The 21800-nt window shown below is 40.0% G+C and carries 18 protein-coding genes; 13 read left to right on the top strand and 5 right to left on the bottom strand.

Translation table 11 applies throughout. The features are described from left to right. Positions 1-36 precede the first annotated feature (36 nt). From ACTJJG_RS14930 to fahA, 4 genes are all read right to left on the bottom strand, one after another. On the bottom strand, positions 37-816 hold the full coding sequence (locus ACTJJG_RS14930; protein WP_005804348.1) for an IclR family transcriptional regulator: 780 nt from the start codon (positions 814-816) through the stop codon (positions 37-39). Between the two features lie 294 nt (positions 817-1110). Next, positions 1111-1659, bottom strand: a complete 549-nt coding sequence (locus tag ACTJJG_RS14935; RefSeq protein ID WP_002119119.1) for a VOC family protein — start codon at positions 1657-1659, stop codon at positions 1111-1113. 17 nt (positions 1660-1676) lie between these two features. Further along, on the bottom strand, positions 1677-2309 hold the full coding sequence (maiA, locus tag ACTJJG_RS14940) for a maleylacetoacetate isomerase (protein WP_005804350.1): 633 nt from the start codon (positions 2307-2309) through the stop codon (positions 1677-1679). Beyond that, positions 2296-3603: a fumarylacetoacetase gene (gene fahA, locus ACTJJG_RS14945; RefSeq protein WP_025464152.1), complete on the bottom strand. Its 1308-nt coding sequence runs from the start codon at positions 3601-3603 to the stop codon at positions 2296-2298. The genes maiA and fahA overlap by 14 nt, the downstream gene beginning before the upstream one ends. 356 nt (positions 3604-3959) lie before the next feature. Between fahA and ACTJJG_RS14950 the strand changes: the two genes are divergently transcribed. The 3 genes from ACTJJG_RS14950 to zigA all read left to right on the top strand — a co-directional run bounded on the left by ACTJJG_RS14950 (position 3960) and on the right by zigA (position 7607). Next, the gene (locus ACTJJG_RS14950; protein WP_372552657.1) at positions 3960-5348 is read left to right on the top strand and encodes an amino acid permease; all 1389 of its coding nucleotides are present in this window, start codon (positions 3960-3962) and stop codon (positions 5346-5348) included. A gap of 164 nt (positions 5349-5512) precedes the next feature. Then, positions 5513-6199, top strand: coding sequence for a D-Ala-D-Ala carboxypeptidase ZrlA (zrlA, locus tag ACTJJG_RS14955; protein WP_005804352.1), 687 nt, complete (start codon positions 5513-5515; stop codon positions 6197-6199). A gap of 142 nt (positions 6200-6341) precedes the next feature. Then, positions 6342-7607, top strand: coding sequence for a zinc metallochaperone GTPase ZigA (gene zigA, locus ACTJJG_RS14960; protein WP_025464153.1), 1266 nt, complete (start codon positions 6342-6344; stop codon positions 7605-7607). 33 nt (positions 7608-7640) lie between these two features. Here the strand turns inward: zigA and ACTJJG_RS14965 are convergent, their stop codons facing one another. After that, positions 7641-8753 (bottom strand): acyltransferase family protein, encoded by a 1113-nt coding sequence (locus ACTJJG_RS14965; protein ID WP_025464154.1) that lies wholly within the window; start codon positions 8751-8753, stop codon positions 7641-7643. Positions 8754-9105: 352 nt separating this feature from the next. Here ACTJJG_RS14965 and hutC point away from each other — a divergent pair, with 352 nt between their 5' ends. From hutC to murI, 10 genes are all read left to right on the top strand, one after another. After that, entirely contained in the window at positions 9106-9858 is a 753-nt protein-coding gene (gene hutC / locus ACTJJG_RS14970; protein WP_002119291.1) for a histidine utilization repressor, read from the top strand. Then, a complete protein-coding gene (locus ACTJJG_RS14975) occupies positions 9855-10430 on the top strand; it encodes a HutD/Ves family protein (protein ID WP_005804355.1) in 576 nt (191 codons plus the stop codon). The genes hutC and ACTJJG_RS14975 overlap by 4 nt, the downstream gene beginning before the upstream one ends. A 260-nt stretch (positions 10431-10690) precedes the next feature. Further along, positions 10691-12358, top strand: a complete 1668-nt coding sequence (gene hutU, locus ACTJJG_RS14980) for a urocanate hydratase (protein ID WP_014207979.1) — start codon at positions 10691-10693, stop codon at positions 12356-12358. An 87-nt stretch (positions 12359-12445) separates the two neighbouring features. Then, on the top strand, positions 12446-13984 hold the full coding sequence (hutH, locus tag ACTJJG_RS14985) for a histidine ammonia-lyase (protein WP_000421598.1): 1539 nt from the start codon (positions 12446-12448) through the stop codon (positions 13982-13984). Between the two features lie 64 nt (positions 13985-14048). Next, complete coding sequence (locus ACTJJG_RS14990) at positions 14049-15461, top strand: amino acid permease (RefSeq protein ID WP_005804358.1); 1413 nt, start codon at positions 14049-14051, stop codon at positions 15459-15461. 51 nt (positions 15462-15512) lie between these two features. Continuing rightward, a complete protein-coding gene (hutI, locus tag ACTJJG_RS14995) occupies positions 15513-16718 on the top strand; it encodes an imidazolonepropionase (protein ID WP_032057128.1) in 1206 nt (401 codons plus the stop codon). A gap of 10 nt (positions 16719-16728) precedes the next feature. Further along, positions 16729-17649, top strand: a complete 921-nt coding sequence (gene hutG / locus ACTJJG_RS15000; RefSeq protein WP_032057126.1) for a formimidoylglutamase — start codon at positions 16729-16731, stop codon at positions 17647-17649. 252 nt (positions 17650-17901) lie between these two features. Continuing rightward, positions 17902-19728 carry a DUF885 domain-containing protein gene (locus ACTJJG_RS15005; RefSeq protein ID WP_069120285.1) on the top strand — a complete coding sequence of 609 codons (1827 nt, stop codon included), beginning with the start codon at positions 17902-17904 and terminating at the stop codon, positions 19726-19728. Between the two features lie 104 nt (positions 19729-19832). Beyond that, the gene (locus tag ACTJJG_RS15010; protein WP_069120282.1) at positions 19833-20471 is read left to right on the top strand and encodes an HAD family hydrolase; all 639 of its coding nucleotides are present in this window, start codon (positions 19833-19835) and stop codon (positions 20469-20471) included. 23 nt (positions 20472-20494) lie between these two features. Further along, positions 20495-21295 (top strand): glutamate racemase, encoded by an 801-nt coding sequence (gene murI, locus ACTJJG_RS15015; RefSeq protein ID WP_440608973.1) that lies wholly within the window; start codon positions 20495-20497, stop codon positions 21293-21295. The last annotated feature ends 505 nt before the right edge of the window (positions 21296-21800 follow it).

The raw sequence follows: 21800 nt of genomic DNA on the forward strand, positions 1-21800 counted from the left end.
GAGTTTGATCTCTTGGTTTTTTTTTATGGCTACTGATTAGCGGCTTTTAATATATTGATTGATGAGGTTCACTTCATTTTTCAAGATTTCAATCGTTTTACTATGAGGATCGACTGGTAAAAACATTTCACTGTCTAGTGCGACAATACAAAACTCAATACTTTGATTTGAGTTAAATACAGGTAAACCCACCGCATTAATTCCTGTCAGTAAATCACCTTTCGCTGCCGACATTTGTTGCTGGCGAATGGTGTCTTTAAGCTCTGTAAATGCTTGCCAGTTTTGTGGTGCGATGTGCAGATCAAGCTCTTGATGTTTTTGCCATTCTATTTCCATTAAGGGACGAACAAAATGTTCTGGAAGATAAGAAGCAAATAGACGTCCCGCAGCAGAATTGACTAAAGGCATAATCGAGCCGACTTTAGTCACAATCGAAATAGGGTGGTTTGATTCAATCGATTGAACCACGACAGGGCCTTTTGGTGACCATTTACTAATTTGTATACCGCAACCAATTTTGTTTTGTAGGTCATAAATTAAATGCTGTACCAGCTGTAGTGTGTCGCTATGCTGGACACAGTTGAGACCTAAGCGCCATGCCTGATCACCTAAAGCATATTGCCCATCATCAAGCTGTTTTGCATATTCCATACGAATAAGGCTAACCAGATAGCGGTGAACCTTGGCAGGATGCATTTCGAGCTTGCTAGACAGATCTTTGAGAATAATAGGTTGATTGTGTTCCAAAAGGGCGTTTAGTACAGATAAACCGACTTCAAGTGATTGAACCCCCCCAGATACTTTTTCTTCAATCATTTAAATACCCTTAATAAATTTACTTCAGCTGTTAAACAGTGACGATCAAAACATAAATTGAAATTGGCGCGTTTTACATCATGCCTGAGCCTAGTGAAAAATAGAAATCACCTTTTTCTATTAGCGAAATTGACATGTTTAATAACCAACAATTTTCTAAAATCACTATGCTCTTATTTATAGCGCAATTTTCTAGAAATTTAGCGGTTTTAAATAATATAAATCGGCATTGATATAGAACTGCTCTTAAAACAATTCTAATCAATGCCGATTTTTTAGTGCGCTCTTTAAAAATTAGGTTCCTAACTCTTCTTCATGCAAGAAATGAGTATGGTGCGGAGCGCGTTTGGTTTTGCTCCATTCCTCTAGCATTTCAGTTTTCATTTCTTCAGTAATTTTTGCAATTTTTTCTTCAGCATGAGCATCGTTATAAGTCAGTTCTAAACGATGGCCATTTGGGTCAAAGAAGTAAATTGAGTGGAAAATACCATGGTTAGTTACGCCTAAAACTTTCACGCCATTTTCTTCTAAATGTTGCTTGGCAGCCATCAGCGCATTTAAGTCTTCAACTTCAAAAGCAATATGTTGTACCCATTGAGGCGTATTTTCGTCTCGGCCCATTTCTGGTTGAGTTGGCAATTCAAAAAATGCCAAAACGTTGCCTTGACCAGCATCTAAGAATAAATGCATATATGGGTCAAAGGCTTTAGTTGACGGCACATGGTCTTCAGCAAAAGCTAAAATAAAGTCCATGTTGAGCATTTTTTTATACCACTCAACAGTTTCTTTCGCATCCTTACAACGATATGCAACGTGATGTATTTTTTTAATGGCAAATGTCATATTAAAACTCCTTTTTACTATTCCCAATCTGGTTGTTGTTCTGGCGCCGCGTTATAAAAGGCTGGGATAGACAAACAATGGTGATAAATCGATTCAATTTTTGGAAACGCAGATAAATCAATCTTGAAGCGTTTCGCGTTGTAAACCTGTGGAATCAGACAGCAATCAGCAATTGTTGCTTGTTGTCCAAAGCAGAATTGTCCATTTGAATCTTGAAGTAGCTGTTCGAGATTTTGAAAGCCTTCAATAATCCAGTGCTGATACCAATAATTTTTCTGCTCATCTGAAACATTTAAGTCATTTTTTAAATATTTCAGTACGCGTAAGTTGTTTAACGGGTGAATATCGCAAGCGATTGCTTGGGAAAAAGCACGGATTTTGGCTCTCTCTTGCACATCACTTGGAAGTAATTTGGTTTCTAGATATTGCTCATCCAGATATTCCAAAATACTTAACGATTGAGACAAGGTTAAATCGCCGTCAATTAAAGTCGGAACTAGAGCACTACGGTTTAACTTTAAATAGTCTTCGCTTTGCTGTTCGTTTTTTACCAGATGAACTGGAACAGTCTCATAAGCTAATCCTTTAATGTTTAGACCAATCCGTACTCTGTAGGCTGCAGAGCTACGAAAGTAACTATACAGCTTCATAGTCAGGCTCCGAAGTTTCTGCAAAATCGAAATTTAATGCAGGAAGGACTGTATTTCGAACTTCACCGAAGCCAATGCGAATACTATTTTTCTCACAGTGACCTTTCATAATGAGTGTATCGCCGTCTTGCAAGAAACCACGAGTTTCACCATTGGCAAGTGTTAAAGGCTTGGTGGTGTTCCATGTAAGCTCAAGCAAGCTGCCATACGAATCTGGTGTAGAACCTGAAATAGTACCTGAACCCATTAAATCACCAACCTGAACGTTACAGCCGCCAATGGTGTGGTGAGTGAGCTGCTGAGCCATAGACCAGTACATATATTTGAAATTAGTTTGGCAAATCACGTCAGCTTGTGCCGATTTCGGGCTTTGAATTTCAACACTCAAATTAATGTCATAACTATTCGCGATATTTTCTTGTAAATACGTTAAAGGTTTAGGCTCTTGTTTTGGGCCTTCCACTTTAAATGGCTCAAGTGCTTCAAGTGTGACTACCCAAGGTGAGATGGCACTAGCAAATGATTTTGAATTGAAAGGGCCTAAAGGCACATATTCCCATTGCTGGATATCGCGTGCTGACCAGTCATTGAGTAATACCATTCCAAAAATATGATCCCAAGCATTTTCAATAGAGATCGGCTGGCCAAGCTCTGTTGGTTTACCAATAACAAATGCTGTTTCAAGTTCGAAATCGAGTTTACGCGTAGCTGAGAAAACTGGGCGCTCTTCATTTGGAAGTTTAATTTGACCAGATGGACGCACGACTTGAGTGCCACTGACGACAACAGAGCTAGCACGGCCGTTATAACCAACAGGCAATTCAGTCCAGTTTGGCAGTAAAGCATTTTTAGGGTCGCGGAACATACAGCCTACATTGGTGGCATGTTCTTTAGAAGAATAGAAATCGGTATAACCAGATACTTGAAGTGGTAAATGCAAAGTAACGCTGTCTTGCTTAACCAAAACTTCCTGACGCAATGCTTCATTTTCTTGAAGCGTTAAATTTTCAACCGAGAGAAGAGACTGTAGTGTCTTACGAACTTTTGACCAGTTGGCTTTTCCAGACTCGATAAATTTATTCAGAGTAGGCTGGTTAAAGTATGTGTCTTGTTCTGAAAGTTTTAAAAGACCATGCTTTTCAAGAGCAGCGAGATCAATCACCCAATCACCAATAGCTACACCAACTTGACGCTCACTTTCGTTAGCTCTGCTAAAAACACCGTAAGGCAAATTATGAATAGTGAAATCTGATTGAGGTGAAACTTCAATAAAAGAGTTTAGTTTTTGTTCCATTTTCGCTTCCTTGTCTTTATCTCGGGTCTTATACAAATAAAAGTTCGGTCTAGGACTGAGCTACTCAATAAGTTTTAACCTTTGCTTAGATCATCTTTTGTCTTATGAGTTTGATATAGACCGAGCACAACCAATTGCTTCATGTCTCTATAATACTGAATTCATAAAATTACGCAATACATAATTTAATTACACATTTCATAATAATTGTCATTTCTTGTATTTTCTGTTTTCATTCGCGGTCATGAGAAAAGTCACGCAATTATTTTTTCATGAATCTCTATGAAAGTTTGATCAATTTATGATATACGTAATTTATTGGAAAAAAATTACGTGACACGGATGAGAATAATCATATGTCAGCACAAGAGCAAGGAAACCTGAAACATGGTTTGAGTAATCGGCACATCCAGCTTATTGCATTGGGTGGGGCGATTGGCACAGGGCTTTTTCTTGGTATATCACAATCGATTAAATTAGCAGGTCCATCGGTCATCCTCGGTTATGCCATTGCAGGATTTATTGCTTTTTTAATGATGCGTCAGCTTGGTGAAATGGTGGTAGAAGAGCCAGTTAGTGGATCTTTTAGTCATTTTGCCTACAAATATTGGGGACCATTTGCAGGGTTCATGTCAGGATGGAACTATTGGGTACTCAATGTACTCGTCTGTATGGCAGAACTAAGCGCAATTGGTCTTTACATTCAATATTGGTGGCCGCAAATCCCGACGTGGGCATCTGCTTTAGCCTTCTTTGTCTTAATTAATGGCATTAATTTGCTACACGTTAAGTTTTTTGGCGAAATGGAATTTTGGTTTTCTATTGTCAAAATCTTAGCGATTTTTGCAATGATTGGCTTTGGTTCATATCTACTTGCAACAGGCACAGCAGGTCCACAGGCAAGCATTTCAAACCTCTGGGCACTTGGCGGTTTCTTCCCGTTTGGTGTTGAAGGCTTAGTCATGGCAATGGCAGTCATTATTTTTGCTTTCGGTGGTATTGAGCTTTTCGGTATTACTGCAGCTGAAGCACGTGACCCTGATAAAACTTTACCTAAAGCTGTGAATCAAATTATTTACCGTATTTTGATTTTCTATATTGCGACGCTTTTTGTTTTATTCTCGCTGTTCCCATGGAACCAAATGGCACAAGGCGGAAGCCCGTTTGTGATGGTATTTGCTTCTTTAGATAGCCAAGGAATTGCAACGTTATTAAACTTTGTGATTTTGACTGCTGCTGTTTCAGTTTATAACGGGACAAGTTATTGCAGTAGCCGTATGTTGTTAGGCCTTGCGCAACAAGGAAATGCACCAAAAGTATTTGCACGTATTAATAAACGCGGTATTCCAACCAATGCAGTGATCCTTTCTGCGGCAGTCACTATTTTATGTGTACTGTTAAATTATATTTTCCCTGAAAAAGCATTTGGTTTACTCATGATGCTGGTGGTTGCAGCGATTGTAATTAACTGGGTTGTAATTTCATGGACGCATTTAAAATTCCGCAAATATATGCAGCGCCAAGGGCAAACAACGAAGTTCCCAAGCTTTATGTATCCGTTTAGCAACTATCTATGCATACTGTTTATGCTGGGTATTTTGGTCGTGATGTCTTTAACACCAGATATGCGTGTTGCGGTCATGATGATTCCTGGCTGGATCTTGTGTTTGATGGTGGCTTACCAATTTAAACGCCGAAAATTAAAAGCTGAGCAGTCTGTACCTGCCTTAGAAGCAGATATTTAATAAATTATTGAGTTGTATCTAAAAAGGACGTCTGACAGGCGTCCTTTTTTTATTTTTAAAATTTAGCAACAGAAATTAAAGGATTTTATTATTGTTATAATATAACATTTCATTAATTTAATGATGAGCAATTTTCCTATTTTTGGTGAAGATAGAGCATATTTATGAAGCGTTATTTCGGTTTAATTTTCTTATCTCTCACAGCATGTAGCATTCAAACACCCAAGCCAACAACCCCTCTGCATACCCAAACACCTTTACCTCAACCTACAAAACCAGTGGTCAAAATAAAGTCTCAACCCGAGGCGTATGTTGCGTGGTTAGCTTCAGCAGACCATCGACAGGCTGTACAAGCTTACAAGCAATTTCTTAAGCAAAAAGGGCTTGCCAATTTAGTTCCAGACCATGAATTATTAAGCTCAGCTCGCGATTGGCAAAAATGTGGAGTTGAGCCTTACGCGGTGCCACCACGGGAGATTTGGTCCAATATTGTTCCGACGCTTAGCATTTTAAAAGCGTTAGTTGAGGATGGCGTAATTAATGATTTTGAAGTGACTTCGGTCTACCGGGCGTTGTCTCTAAACCGCTGTGCAGGTGGTGCTGATGCTTCTCGACATGTCTTTAATGCAGCGCTTGATTTTAGAATTGGGCCAGAACAGCCCAGCGACTTAGACCAGTTCAATATTCAGCAAACTAAAACCAAACTTTGTCAGTTCTGGGCGACAAAAGGTCAAGCGCTTAAGATGGGACTAGGTGTTTATGCTTCAGGACAAATTCATATTGATAGCCAAGGATTCCGTGCATGGGGGCCTGACCATCACTATAGAACCTCAATTTGTCAGGGACTATAAAAGCAATTTTTTCAACGACTAAGTAAATTGATTTAAATAAAAGCGGAATAAAAACTTGATCAATAGTTATGTTATAACATAACATTATTGTGGTTTAGAAATAGATTACGCCTGTGATCTGGCCATACCTAGATGGCCAGCCATGATCAGTTTAAATATTATTCGAAGAGATCAAGCCATGCGCACTGCAATCGCCAACTCATTTGCCAAGCTTCCCGTCACTGTTTTATCAGGCTTTTTAGGTGCAGGAAAAACCACATTACTCAACCATATTTTAAATAATCGTGAAGGCCGCCGTATTGCCGTGATTGTCAATGATATGTCTGAGGTGAATATTGATGCTGCATTAGTACGTGAAGGTGGGGCAGAGCTTTCAAGAACGGATGAAAAGCTGGTTGAAATGAGTAATGGCTGTATCTGTTGTACGCTACGAGAAGATTTATTGGTTGAGGTGAGACGTTTAGCCGACGAAGGGCGCTTTGACCAATTGGTGATTGAGTCAACTGGCATTTCTGAACCGCTGCCTGTGGCAGAAACCTTTACCTTTGAAGATGAAGATGGAAACTCACTCAATGAGTTCGCTCGACTCGACACCATGGTCACGGTAGTCGATGCTTTTAACTTCTTTAAAGATTACAGTTCAGTTGACTCACTGCAACAACGTGGCGAATCATTAGGTGAGCAAGATGAAAGAACTGTAGTCGATCTTCTCATTGATCAAATCGAGTTTTGTGATGTGATTGTGCTGAATAAAATTGATTTGATTGACCAAGCTCAGCAAGACCAGCTTATCGCCATTTTAAAAACATTAAACCCGCGTGCCCGAATTGAAATTGCTCAATTTGGAAAGATTGCCTTAGATAAAATTTTAAATACGCAATTATTCGATTTTGATGAAGCCGCACAAGCACCGGGCTGGTTAAAAGAGTTACGCGGCGAGCATACGCCAGAGACTGAAGAGTATGGAATCAGCAGCTTTGTTTACCGCGCTCGCCGACCTTTCCATCCAGAGCGTTTTTATGATTTGGTTCAGGCTGAATGGCCGGGAGTCGTGCGTTCTAAAGGCTTTTTCTGGTTGGCTGCTGAACCGACATTGGCTTATTCATGGTCACAAGCGGGAGCAATGGCTCGACATGGCTTGGCAGGTTATTGGTGGGCCGCCGTTGCAGAAGAAGACTGGCCGAGTGACCTAGCCAGCATTGAACAAATTAAGAAAAACTGGGATGCCCGCACAGGTGATGCGCGTCAGGAACTGGTTTTAATTGGTATGCAAATGGATGAGCAAGCGTTAATACAGCGCTTAGATCGTTGCTTGTTAAGCGATGAAGAAATGGCTTTAGGGCCACAAGTTTGGCAGAGCTGGTCTAACCCTTTTAAGCAAGAAGATGAAACCATGTTGATCGCTTAATTAAATAAGCCCCTATTTTAAAGGGGCTTATTTTTATGATTTGTCTTTAATAAAAACCTTTCGAATGTAGCTGTTAAGCGGTGTGGAATAATATTTTTCAATCGCTGCGCTGATGATAAAAGTCAGAACCAAATAGCCAATTAAAAGCATAATTTTGATGCTAGAGTCGGTTTGAGCAGGAATAAACGCAACTTTCATAAGGCCCAATACAACCAGATGAAACAAATAAGTTTCGTAACTTCTTTGCCCTAACCAGACCATCACTTTGGTAAATAAGTTATGCGCTTGCGTTTCGGAAGGATGCTGAAAACACAAAATAAGTAAGCCTGTAGCAAAAGCAAATAAGCTGATACCCCATGTACTGACTTCTTTAATTGGTGCATATAAATATAGAGCGGTCATACTCAAAATAATCAACCATGAAAGAGGTTTTTTATAGGACCAATTTGGCTGATATTTATGAGAAAAAATGGCAGTTAAACAGCCCACCGCTATACCATCAAAACTTGAAAAATAATGATATAAATAAGCGCCGCTTTCTTCTCCAAAATGCAGAGATCTAAAATAAGGCCCATATAAAATGACTCCAATTAGCACAGCAATAAAGACCTTATTACTGCGCGTGAGTAGACACAATAATGGAAAAACAAAATAAAAAACTTCTTCCACAGAGAGCGACCACAGCACTCCCAAAGCGTAGTTTACCCAACCGAATTTAATAATCAGGATATTCATCCAGAAGGTTAAAGCTGCAAATATGGTTAAAGGATAAGAGACTTCAATGCCATTCGGTGCTTGGTTCATAAAGGGTTTTAAGTCAAATGAACCGAGTATGCTTACACCTAAAATGAGTAATACCAGACACGGTAAAATACGCGCTGCCCGTCGGATATAAAAATGCTTGAGGTTAATTGCAGAAAATTGTTTGTCTCGTTTTAAAGTGTGATGGGTAATTAAAAAACCCGAAATCACAAAAAACATGGTGACGCCATAATTTCCATTTCTTGCGATGACTGTGCTAAATGCTTCACCTAAAAAATCAAAACCTAACCATGTATCTTTAAGTTTATAGGGAATATTAAAATGATGTAAAAGAACCAAAAGGATAGAGATTCCTCGAAGAATATCTATTTTATAATTACGCATTCGATGTGCTTCCAGTTTTATTAATATACTGTGTGGCAGAAGAATACTATCGATCAGTTATTTTAAATAAAAGTTTTAAGCATCATTTCGTAAACCCGAAAAAATGATATTTTTGTTTTCTTGGATGGGGCACTGGCTTAGCAGAAATAACTATTAAATAAATATTGATAAAATCCTAATATATTTGAATTTCTCTACATAAAACTTTAAATTAGCTCTTATCGAGCTATGTTTATTTTTTAAACTTTTTAAAATCTATTTGATTCATAAATTAACATGTTGTATGTGGTTGTATATACATAGCATGTCAACTAAAATACCTTTTTGCCTGCCGCCTTTTTGAGTATTTGTTATGCCCAGAACATCAAAACAAGAACATACTGAGCTTTCGATTGAAGCTGATAGTCCAGTTCCTTTATATCAACGCGTAAAACAACTGATTTCACAAAAGATTTATGAAGGCTCGTGGGCTGTAAATAAAAAAATTCCTTCGGAAAGTGAACTCGTTAATCAACTCGGCTGTAGCCGTATGACGGTAAACCGTGCGCTTCGTGAATTAACGACTGAGGGTTTACTCGTTCGTATTCAGGGCGTTGGCTCATTCGTTGCTGAAGGGCAAGGCCGAACTGCACTTTTTCAAATTAATAATATTGCCGATGAGATTATTGCACGAAACCATAAGCACCACGCTGAAGTTTTAGTCTTAGAACAAATTTATGCAAATGCAGAGCAAAGCGTGTTAATGCAGACTCGTGAAGGGCAAAGATTATTTCATTCGATTATTGTGCATTATGAAAATGATGTACCTGTTCAGGTCGAAGATCGTTTGGTTGATGCAGCACTGATACCAGATTATCTACAACAAGATTTTAAAACCATTACCCCAAATGCTTACCTCATGGCAAAAGCTCCCGTGACAGAAGGCGAGCACATTGTCGAGGCCGTTTTAGCATCTGCTCAAGAGTGCAAGTGGTTGAAGATTACTAAAGCTGAACCGTGTTTACTCATCCGCCGTCGCACATGGTCAAATAAACAACTCATTTCAAGTGCGCGTTTGATCTATCCGGGTAGTCGCTATTATCTCGAAGGGAAATTTAACCCATGATTGAATTGATCAGGGCCGATCAATATACAAAAATGCTTTGGAAAAATGGTGCAGGTTTTACTTTAGAAATTGCCAGAAGCCAAGGTGAGGCTGATTTCGATTGGCGCATTTCGATGGCGGATGTGACCACTTCTGGGCCATTTTCGCTATTTCCCAATAAGCAGCGCATTATTAGCGTACTCGATGGACAGGGTATGGTATTGCATGTCGATGATCTTCCTGCCAAAACGCTGAACCAAGGTGATATTTTTGCTTTCCATGGCGAGAGTCAGGTCCAAAGTGAACTGTTCGACGGTGCAATTCGAGATTTAAATTTAATTTATGATCCTGCAAAGTTTCGTGCTCGTTTTCAGTGGTTGAATGATGCAGCGGAGCAGGCATTTATCAGTTCGGCAGACCTGATTTTCATTTTTAATCAGGGTAGTGAAACGGAAGTGAACGTTGATGATCATTCCGTTCAGCTTGCTGCTCAAGAAACACTAAAAATTGAGAAAAACGCTGGCTTGACATCGATTAGTTTTCCCAAAAAACAACTCAAAAGCTGCTATGTCATGGAGCTAATTCAACGATAAAACAATATAATTTACTACTTAAAAAGCACATGTCTTGTTAGAAGATATGTGCTTTTTTTATGCCTGATATAAAAATAAATTAATTTAATTCATAAGCTTACTCAATTTTATTAAAAAAATATCAGTCACCCTCTTCACGCCAAAAAATATTTGTGTAGTATATAGATGTATATACAAGTTAATACATTACTATACAAATGCAGAAACAAGTGATGTTCTGCTGATGTAAGCTCAAAGGAAGGAGTCCGCCTGTGACAACAATGACAACAAAATTTCGTGATGTAGAAATTCGTGCGCCACGCGGCACTGAATTAACGGCTAAAAGTTGGTTAACTGAAGCTCCATTACGTATGTTGATGAATAACCTTGATCCGGACGTTGCAGAAAACCCGAAAGAGTTGGTTGTATACGGTGGTATTGGCCGTGCAGCACGAAACTGGGAATGTTTCGACAAAATTGTAGATACTTTAAAAAATCTTGAAACTGATGAAACGTTATTAGTTCAATCAGGTAAGCCAGTAGGTGTATTTAAAACTCATAAAGATGCACCTCGCGTTTTAATTGCAAACTCAAACCTTGTACCGCACTGGGCAAACTGGGAACACTTCAACGAGTTAGACGCAAAAGCACTTGCAATGTACGGTCAAATGACAGCAGGTTCATGGATCTACATTGGTAGCCAAGGTATTGTACAAGGTACTTATGAAACTTTCGTTGAAGCAGGCCGCCAACACTACAACGGTGATTTAAAAGGCCGTTGGGTTCTTACCGCAGGTTTAGGTGGTATGGGTGGCGCTCAGCCTTTAGCTGCAACACTTGCAGGTGCGTGTTCTTTAAACATCGAATGCCAACAAGCAAGTATCGATTTCCGTTTACGTACCCGTTATGTAGACGAACAAGCGACTGATTTAGACGACGCTTTAGCGCGTATTGACCGTTATACAAAAGAAGGTAAAGCAATTTCAATTGCGCTTCATGGTAACGCTGCTGAAATTTTACCTGAGCTGGTACGTCGTGGTGTACGTCCAGACATGGTGACTGACCAAACAAGTGCACACGATCCACTTAATGGCTACTTACCAGTAGGCTGGACTTGGGATGAATACCGTGCACGTGCGAAAACTGAACCGGAAGCTGTTGTAAAAGCTGCAAAACAGTCGATGGCGAAGCACGTACAAGCGATGCTTGATTTCCAAAAAATGGGTGTTCCAACATTTGACTATGGTAATAACATCCGTCAAATGGCGAAAGAAGAAGGTGTAGCAAACGCTTTTGATTTCCCAGGCTTCGTACCTGCATACATCCGTCCATTGTTCTGCCGTGGTATTGGTCCATTCCGTTGGGCAGCGCTTTCTGGTGATCCAGAAGACATTTATAAAACAGATGCCAAAGTTAAAGAGTTAATTCCTGATGATGAACATTTACATCACTGGTTAGACATGGCACGTGAACGTATTAGCTTTCAAGGCTTACCAGCGCGTATTTGTTGGGTTGGTCTAGGCTTGCGTGCAAAACTTGGTTTGGCATTTAACGAAATGGTTCGTAGCGGTGAATTGTCTGCACCAGTTGTGATTGGTCGTGACCATTTAGATTCAGGTTCGGTTGCGAGTCCAAACCGTGAAACTGAAGCAATGCAAGACGGTTCAGACGCAGTATCAGACTGGCCTTTATTAAACGCGTTGCTTAATACAGCAGGCGGCGCAACTTGGGTGTCTTTACATCACGGTGGTGGTGTAGGTATGGGCTTCTCTCAACACTCAGGCGTTGTGATTGTGTGTGATGGTACAGATGAAGCTGCTGCACGTATTGCTCGTGTACTGACCAATGACCCTGCAACAGGTGTTATGCGTCATGCCGATGCAGGTTATGAAATTGCAATTAACTGTGCGAAAGAGCAAGGCCTACACTTGCCAATGATCACGCAATAAAAATACACGGAAGAACTGGCGGTGCTTTTTGCAATTGTGAAAAGCACCGTCTCAGCAGAATATAGTGCAAAAAATTAGGAAGCCAACATGGAATTATTAATCCAACCGGGAAAACTAACCTTAGCCGATTTACGTCAAGCGTACCTCAACCCGATCAAAGTTAAATTAGATGAAAGTGCTTCATCTGCAATTAATGCAAGCGTGGCTTGCGTTGAGAAAATTGTAAATGAAGGACGTACAGCTTACGGCATTAATACAGGCTTTGGCTTACTTGCTTCAACCAAAATTGCTCCTGAAGATTTAGAAAAATTACAGCGTTCATTGGTTCTTTCGCATGCAGCAGGTGTAGGTGAAGCACTTGATGATGCAATGGTTCGTTTAATTATTCTATTGAAAGCAAATAGCTTGGCGCGTGGTTTCTCTGGTATTCGCCGTAAAGTGATTGATGCTTTGTTGGCTTTAATTAATGCCGAAGTTTACCCACACATTCCACTGAAAGGTTCAGTAGGCGCTTCAGGTGACTTGGCACCACTTGCACACATGTCTTTAGTGTTACTTGGTGAAGGTAAGGCGCGTTATAAAGGTGAATGGTTACCAGCAGTTGAAGCTTTAAAAGTTGCAGGTTTAGAACCAATTTCTTTAGCAGCTAAAGAAGGTTTAGCACTTTTAAATGGTACACAAGTTTCAACGGCTTATGCTTTACGCGGCTTATTTGAAGCGGAAGATTTATTTGCCGCTGCAACTGTTTGTGGTGGCTTAAGCGTTGAAGCAATGCTGGGTTCACGTGCACCATTTGATGCGCGTATTCATGAAGTACGTGGTCAACGTGGCCAAATTGATGTGGCTGCGGCTTATCGTGATCTATTAACAGACTCGAGTGAAATTGCACATTCACACGAAGACTGTAGCAAAGTTCAAGACCCATACTCTTTACGTTGCCAACCACAGGTGATGGGCGCATGTTTAACCCAAATCCGTCAGGCTGCTGAAGTATTAGAAATTGAAGCAAATGCTGTATCTGATAATCCGCTTGTTTTTGCTGAACAAGGTGACGTGATTTCTGGTGGTAACTTCCATGCAGAACCTGTTGCAATGGCGGCTGATAATTTAGCATTAGCAATTGCAGAAATTGGTTCATTGTCTGAACGTCGTATTTCAATGATGATGGACCGTCACATGTCGCAACTTCCACCGTTCTTGGTGGCAAATGGTGGTGTTAACTCGGGCTTTATGATTGCTCAGGTAACCGCTGCTGCTCTTGCAAGTGACAACAAAGCGCTTGCTCATCCAGCAAGTGTTGATAGCTTACCGACTTCTGCCAACCAAGAAGACCATGTATCAATGGCTCCGAATGCGGGTAAACGTCTTTGGTATATGGCTGACAACGTCCGTGGCATTTTAGCTGTTGAATGGTTAGGCGCTTGTCAGGGTCTAGACTTCCGTGAAGGCCTAAAAAGCTCGCCTAAACTTGAACAAGCTCGTAAAATCTTGCGCGCTCAAGTGCCTTACTACAGTGAAGACCGTTTCTTTGCTCCTGATATTGAGCAAGCAAGTGAATTACTCTCAAGCGGCTGCTTAAACGAGTTAATTATTCCAAAACTGCTCCCTAGTTTATCTGAAGTGTGATTGATAAAACGGTCACATGGAGTGGCCGAATCTAACTAAATATCCTCAAGGATTGGAGATTATAATGTCACAAAACTCCACACTACAGCGGGGTTTAAACACCCGCCACATTCGTTTCTTGGCATTGGGCTCAGCAATTGGAACTGGGCTTTTCTATGGTTCGGCAACTGCAATTAAAATGGCAGGGCCTTCAGTATTACTGGCGTATATCGTTGCAGGGATTGCAATTTATATCGTTATGCGCGCATTGGGTGAAATGGCTGTCCAAAACCCTGTCTCTGGTTCATTTAGCCACTATGCATCACAGTACATTGGTCCATTGGCTGGCTTTACGACAGGCTGGACTTATGTTTTTGAGATGATCATTGTGGCGTTGGCTGATGTCACTGCTTTTGGTATTTACATGGGGTTCTGGTATCCCGATGTACCACGGTGGATCTGGATTTTATCCCTGATTATGTTCTTGGGTGCAATTAACCTCATTCACGTTAAAGTCTTTGGCGAACTCGAGTTTTGGCTTTCTATTGTCAAGGTGAGCGCTATTGTTGCCATGATTTTAGGTGGAATCGGTTTAATGTTCTACGGCTTCCATGCTGACCATAGCAGTGTGGTACCGGGTATTCAAAACTTATGGATTTATGATGGCTTTATGCCGCATGGGATTGCAGGCTTAGTTGCATGTTTATCTGTGGTTGTATTTGCTTTCGGTGGTATCGAAATTATTGGTATTACAGCAGGTGAATCACAAGATCCGAAAACCACTTTACCAAAAGCAATTAATGCAGTTCCGGTTCGTATTTTACTGTTTTACGTATTAACCATTTTTGTACTGATGTCGATTTTCCCATGGAATCAAATTGGTAGCCAAGGTAGTCCATTTGTACAGATTTTTGAGAATTTAGGCATTCAATCAGCAGCTACAATTTTAAATATTGTTGTTATTACGGCAGCAGTTTCAGCGATTAATAGTGATGTATTTGGTGCTGGTCGTATGCTTTATGGCATGGCAAACCGTGGTCAAGCGCCTCGAGTTTTTCAGAAATTATCACGTAATGGTGTGCCATGGATGACTGTAGTGGTTATGGCTGGCGTGCTATTAATTGGTGTAGTGCTGAACTACCTGATTCCTGAAAATGTATTCATGATCATTGCCTCAATTGCAACTTTCGCAACCGTTTGGGTGTGGCTCATGATCTTGCTTTCGCAAGTCGCGATGCGCCGTAAGTTGTCTACTGCTGAAATTAAGGCATTGGATTTCCCCGTTATTGGTTGGCCGTATGCTCCTGCGTTTGCAATTGGTTTTATGGTATTCATTTTAGTCATGATGGGGTATTTCCCAGATTCACGCCCTGCAATTTATGTGGGAATCACATGGCTTGTTCTGTTAATGATCGCTTATCGTATTTGGGTCAAACCTCAGCAAAATTCGGGAAAGCAAAATAATTCAATTCCGCAAAATATCGAGATAGAAAGCTAACAAGTCAACTGCCCAATGGTTTAACTATTGGGCAGTTTTGAGGAAAGGCGAATGAAAAAACTTTGGCAAAATTGCCACATTGCGACCATGCAAAATGGGCAATATTCCTACATTGAAGATGCTGCAATCGTCACAGAAGGGCATCTCATTCATTGGATTGGAAAACAACAACAACTTCCTGCCGACACTTATTCCGAAACAGTTAACTTAAATGGCGCTTGGGTAACCCCAGGATTCATCGACTGTCATACGCATAGTGTTTTTGGTGGCAACCGTAGTGTTGAGTTTGAAAAACGCTTGCAAGGTGTGAGCTATGCTGAAATTGCAGCAAGCGGTGGTGGCATTGCCAGTACAGTACGTGCAACACGTGAAGCAAACGAAGAACAATTACTAAGCTCAGCACTTAAACGTATTCGCTGTATGCAAAAAGACGGCGTTACAACTATCGAGATTAAGTCTGGTTACGGACTCAATTATGAAAATGAACGCAAGATGCTGCGTGTGATTCGTCAAATTGGTGAAGCTTTACCGATGACGGTCAAAAGCACTTGCTTGGCTGCACATGCTTTACCGCCAGAGTACAAAGACCAAAGCGATGCTTATATCGAGCATATCTGTACAGAAATGCTGCCTAAACTGCATGCCGAAGGTTTAGTCGATGCAGTTGATGCGTTCTGTGAGCATTTGGCATTTTCACCAGCTGAGGTTGAACGTGTTTTTAAAACAGCACAGTCTTTAAATTTACCCGTTAAGCTTCATGCTGAGCAGCTCTCATCGCTAGGTGGCTCAAGTTTGGCAGCACGTTATCATGCTTTGTCGGCTGACCATTTAGAGTACATGACCGAAGATGATGTTAAAGCCATGGCAGAGTCGGGCACGGTTGCAGTGTTATTGCCGGGTGCGTTTTATTTATTACGTGAAACACAATATCCACCGATTGAAAGCCTCATTAAACATGGTGTGCGTATTGCGCTGTCGAGTGATTTAAATCCGGGTACATCTCCAGCACTTTCTTTACGTTTAATGCTCAACATGGGCAGCACACTTTTCCGCTTAACGCCTGAGCAAGCATTAGCGGGTGTCACCATTCATGCTGCACAAGCGCTCGGTTTAGAGCACACACACGGCAGTTTAGAGCAGGGTAAAGTCGCTGACTTTGTGGCTTGGGATATTGAGCATCCATCTGAAATTGTTTACTGGCTGGGCGGCGATTTGCCTAAGCGAGTCGTTCAGCATGGACAAGAAGTTATTTTTTAGACGGTGGCACATGAATCACACATTTAAATGGCAAGGCCGCCATGATGGCGAAGGTGAAGCACACCAACGTATTCACCATATTATGAATAAAACCCAACCTGCTGAATTTGCCCTGATTGGTTTTAGCTCTGATGAAGGTGTGAAGCGTAACAAAGGCCGAGTTGGCGCTGCCGAAGCACCAGATGCAATCCGTACTCAACTGGCTAATTTACCGATTCATCGCCCAGTCAGTATTGTCGATTTGGGTACAGTGACCTGCGAATATGACAATTTAGAGCAAGCACAAACCGAGTTGGCAGAACAAGTCGCAAACAGCTTGCAAAATGGTTTAAAGCCGATTGTATTGGGCGGTGGACACGAAGTTGCATTTGGCAGCTTTAGCGGTCTGTTCCAATATGTACAAGCCCACGCGCCAGATAAAAAAATAGGCATTATTAATTTTGATGCCCATTTTGATTTGCGTGAAGCTGAACATGCCACCTCTGGAACACCATTTTTACAGGCAGCTCGACTTTCAGAACAGCATCAAAAACAATTTAATTATTTATGTATTGGGGTTGCCAACCATGCCAATACTAAAGTTTTGTTTGATACAGCCGATGCTCTAAATTGTTCATATTTACGTGACAATGAGGTTAATATTTTTAACCTAAACAATGTGCTCGCGGCGGTTGATGCTTTTATTGAAAAAGTAGACTGTTTGTACGTTACGATTGATTTAGATGTCTTCGCAGCCGCGGTTGCACCGGGGGTCAGTGCGCCAGCTGTGAAAGGAATTGATTTAGCCACTTTTGAAGCAATTTTTAAGCATATTCAAGAGACTGGCAAAATTAAACTTTTAGATATTGCTGAATGCAATCCAAAATTTGATTTAGACAATAGAACTGCAAAGTTGGCTGCCTATATTGTTTATCAATATTTGTTTTCTTGAGAAACAATTTTTAATGTAGAAATTCAAAAGTGCACTGAGATCGTTCATGTGCACTTTTTTAAGTTCTTGGTCTATTAAAGTCAGATGTGGAATATAGATAGTAACTATAAATAATATAATTAAAAAGAAAATTAATTTATAAAATCATTTAGTTAAGAAAATACTCGATTTTTACACCATTTTATATGCTGCTTGGCACGTAATTTGTTTTGTCTTTATTTTAACCTTTGTTAAATATTTCTGGATAATTAAATGAAAAACAGAACCTTACATTTTGCTTGTATCAGTGTTTTATTTTGGATGTCTCATTCTTCTAATGCTGCAACCCCCGAAATAAATACAAATACCATCGAAAAATCACAATCTAAACAAAACAGTAATGTCTCTGTTCGGGTGAAAGCTTTAAACCAACTTTTACAGGAACAGTGGGAATATACTTTGAAAAATAGTCCTGAAACTGCAACCGTTTTAGGAGATTTACGCTACAACAATCGATGGACAGAGCTTTCAAAAAATCAGATCGAGAAAGATAAAAAAAGTACGCAAAATTTTTTAAAACGTTTTGAAGCGATTGATAGCACAGGATTTTCAGCAACTGATCAATTAAATAAAGATTTAATGATTTATCAGTTGAAAGAAACACTTAAAAATTATGATTTGAAATTGTATGAGATGCCTTTTAATCAAATGTGGGGCCTACATTTACAATTTCCGGGATTTATTAGTTCGATTCCATTCGATAATGCTAAGCAATATCAAGACTATATTGCTCGTTTAAAACAAATTCCTCTTATTCTTGAGCAAGGTATTCAGTTAGCGAAACAAGGCCAAAAAGATGGTTTGATGCCACCCAAATATTTAATTGAAAAGGTGGCAAAGCAGATTAATAGCATTGCAGTTCCCGCAGGGACAGACAGTGTTTTTGCTTCTCCATTAAAGCAATTTCCAAAAAATATTTCGAAAGCAGAACAAGAGCGTTTAAGCCGTGAAGTGCTACAAGCCATAGATCAGAATGTTCGGCCTGCCTATCAAAAACTTGGGGCATTTATTCAGAAAGATTACTTACCCTATGGACGACAACACGAGGGTATATGGAGCTTGCCAAACGGTGACGAGCTCTATCGCTTTTATGTAGAAAACAATACGACAACCTCTGAAAGCCCTGAAAATATTCATCAGCTCGGGTTAAAAGAAGTTGCTCGTATAGAAGCGGAAATGCTGAAAATTGCCAAAGCGAAAGGTTTCAATGACTTAAAAAGTTTCCAACAATCCTTAAAAACAAATCCCGCTGTTTTCCCAAAATCCCGTGAAGAAATTTTAGAGATTTATCGAGGATATATTGCCCAAATGCAGCCAGAGTTGCCGAAGCTCTTTGGTTTATTACCCAAAAATAAAGTCGAAGTTTTACCTGTAGAGCAATATCGAGAAAAAGAAGCGGCAGGTGCGGAGTATCACCAAGGCACGCCTGATGGTTCACGTCCCGGACAGGTGTATGTAAATACTGGCGACTTCTCTGAACGTTCCAAAATATCAATGGAAGCGACCGCTTATCATGAGGCGATTCCTGGGCACCATATGCAGATTGATATTGCCCAAAATCTGCCAAATTTACCGATGTTCCGAAAGCAACCCAACCATACAGCTTATATTGAAGGATGGGCACTTTACGCAGAGCAATTGGGCAAAGATGTTGGTTTCTATAAAGACCCGCTTTCAGACTATGGAAGACTATCGAGTGAGTTGTTCCGTGCTTGTCGTCTAGTGGTTGACACTGGAGTACATTATAAAAAATGGACCCGTCAGCAAATGATCGATTTTATGCGAGAACATTCCGCGTTAGATGAACCAGATATTCAGGCAGAGGCAGATCGCTATATTGCTATTCCTGCCCAAGCATTAGCATATAAGATGGGACAACTGAAAATTTTAGAGCTACGGGAGCTCGCCAAACAGGAGCTTGGAGACCGTTTTGATATCAAAGCATTCCATGACATGATTTTAAATGCAGGAACATTGCCTTTAAATATACTAGATGCACGTATTAAAAATTGGATTAAGGAACAAAAAGCGGCAGCTTAAAATAAAAATCAAAATTTAGGTCAGGTCCTCGTTGGGCCTGATTTAAAAACCAATAGAAAACAGAATATAATTATAAAAAATATATTTTATTTCAGAACTTTAAAATGGAAAAATCTTTAAAAGAATACCAAGCTATTATTTTTGATATGGACGGTACTTTAGTCGACTCCTTTAGCTTTTTTTTAGGTGCTTTAAATCAGCTTGCCAAGAAGTATAAATTTAAATCTGTAGAGCTACATGAAGTAGAGCAGTACAAACATCTTTCACCAAAAGAAATTATGAAAGAGATGAATGTTTCCAGATGGAAACTGCCTTGGATTGCCAAAGATTTCATTCGTTTAATGAAAGAAAGAGATCAAGACGTTTACATGTTTGAGGGCATGCGGGACCACTTAATTGAACTGCATAAGCGGGGATATACGCTCGCAATTATCACTTCAAACTCTAAAGAAAACTGTCAAAATATTCTTGGTACAGAACTATGTGAGCTTTTTAGCCATATTGATGGCGGCTCGTCTATATTTGGCAAAGCTAAACGAATTAAGCGTGTTCTCAGCATTTTGGATGTAAGTAAAAACCAAGCAATTTATGTCGGCGACCAAACCACGGATGGCGAAGCTGCACATAAGGCAGGCATTGATTTTGCTGCGGTAGGTTGGGGGTATACATCGGCTGAAAAATTAAAAACCATTCAGCCCAAAGTCGTGCTCAATGACTTGGCAACCATGAAAGAATTTTTCTAAATATATGAAATGCAGGACAAACCATGAATAACAATAACAACCCGATTGGAATGATTGATTCTGGTTTAGGCGGGTTGTCTCTCTTTAAGCATATTCGGCAGGCCCTTCCGAATGAAGATATTATCTATTTCGCCGACTCGAAATATGTCCCGTATGGAGACAAAGAAAGCGACTGGATTGTTTCACGAACCACGCATTTAATTTCAAACCTAGTTGCTCATGGCAAATGCAAAGCGATCGTGATTGCTTGTAACACCATGACCGCTGTAGCGATTGAAACGATTAGAGCGCAAATTAATGTGCCACTTATTGCCATAGAACCAGCGGTAAAACCTGCTGTGGCAATGACCATGAGCAAGCATATTGCGGTTTTGGCAACTGCCACCACAGTGAAGGGCAAAAACTTAAAAAGTTTAATTGAAACGTATGCGCAAGATATCAAAGTGTCTTTAGTACCTTGTATTGGTTTGGCCGAAAAAATTGAAACGGGCAAAGCGCATACCGCGGAAGTTAAGGATTATTTAAAAAATATTTTGGCGCCGTTAGTCGAGCAAAAAGTCGATACGATTATTTTAGGATGCACACACTATCCATTTGTTTCAGATACGATTCAGGAAATTGTAGGTCGTGATATCCAAATTATTGAGCCTTCGGAAGCTGTAACAGCGCAATTAATTCGGCAGCTCAATCAATATCATTTAAGTTCTGAAAGTCCAAATGAGGGAAATCATATTATTTGGACCAGTTCAGATCCGTTGGAAGTTGCGGACGTAACTTTTTCTTTGTTAGGTACGCATTTACCTGTAAAAGCTATAGAAAAGTAAACTCTAGAAAAGATGATAAGAGGTATATGCTTGTCATCTTATATTTTTATATAAATTGTTAAATTAAAATTAACGATTAATCTATTTTATTAACTAAGTGTATATAACCAAATTTTATATTTTAAATTTAATTAAAAGCTGTAAATATAATAAAGAAAATAATATTATTTAAATATGAATAAAATTATTATATTTAAACTTTTTTATTAAAATAAATTGACGTTCTTTATTATACCGATTATTATCTCGTTGCTGGCCTACATTGCCAGACGGTTTTGACAGACCGTAAGTCCCCATAGCGGATTATAGTTCTACTATAAGTCGTTAGACCCTTGCGTCCCCTTTCTTTGCGGTAGGACGGAAGGGGGACGCCCCGTGCGTGCTGGTCTCTATGGGCACCAGTCTGTCAACCCTCTTTCGTTCTGCCACCCTAATCAATTGACGGTGATTTGATCTGACCCCATAAAGTTGGACAGTTAGTTAAGCAGTTTTTAAAAACTGGTTT

Source organism: Acinetobacter sp. 22512, assembly GCF_052044755.1.
Classification (GTDB): domain Bacteria; phylum Pseudomonadota; class Gammaproteobacteria; order Pseudomonadales; family Moraxellaceae; genus Acinetobacter; species Acinetobacter pittii.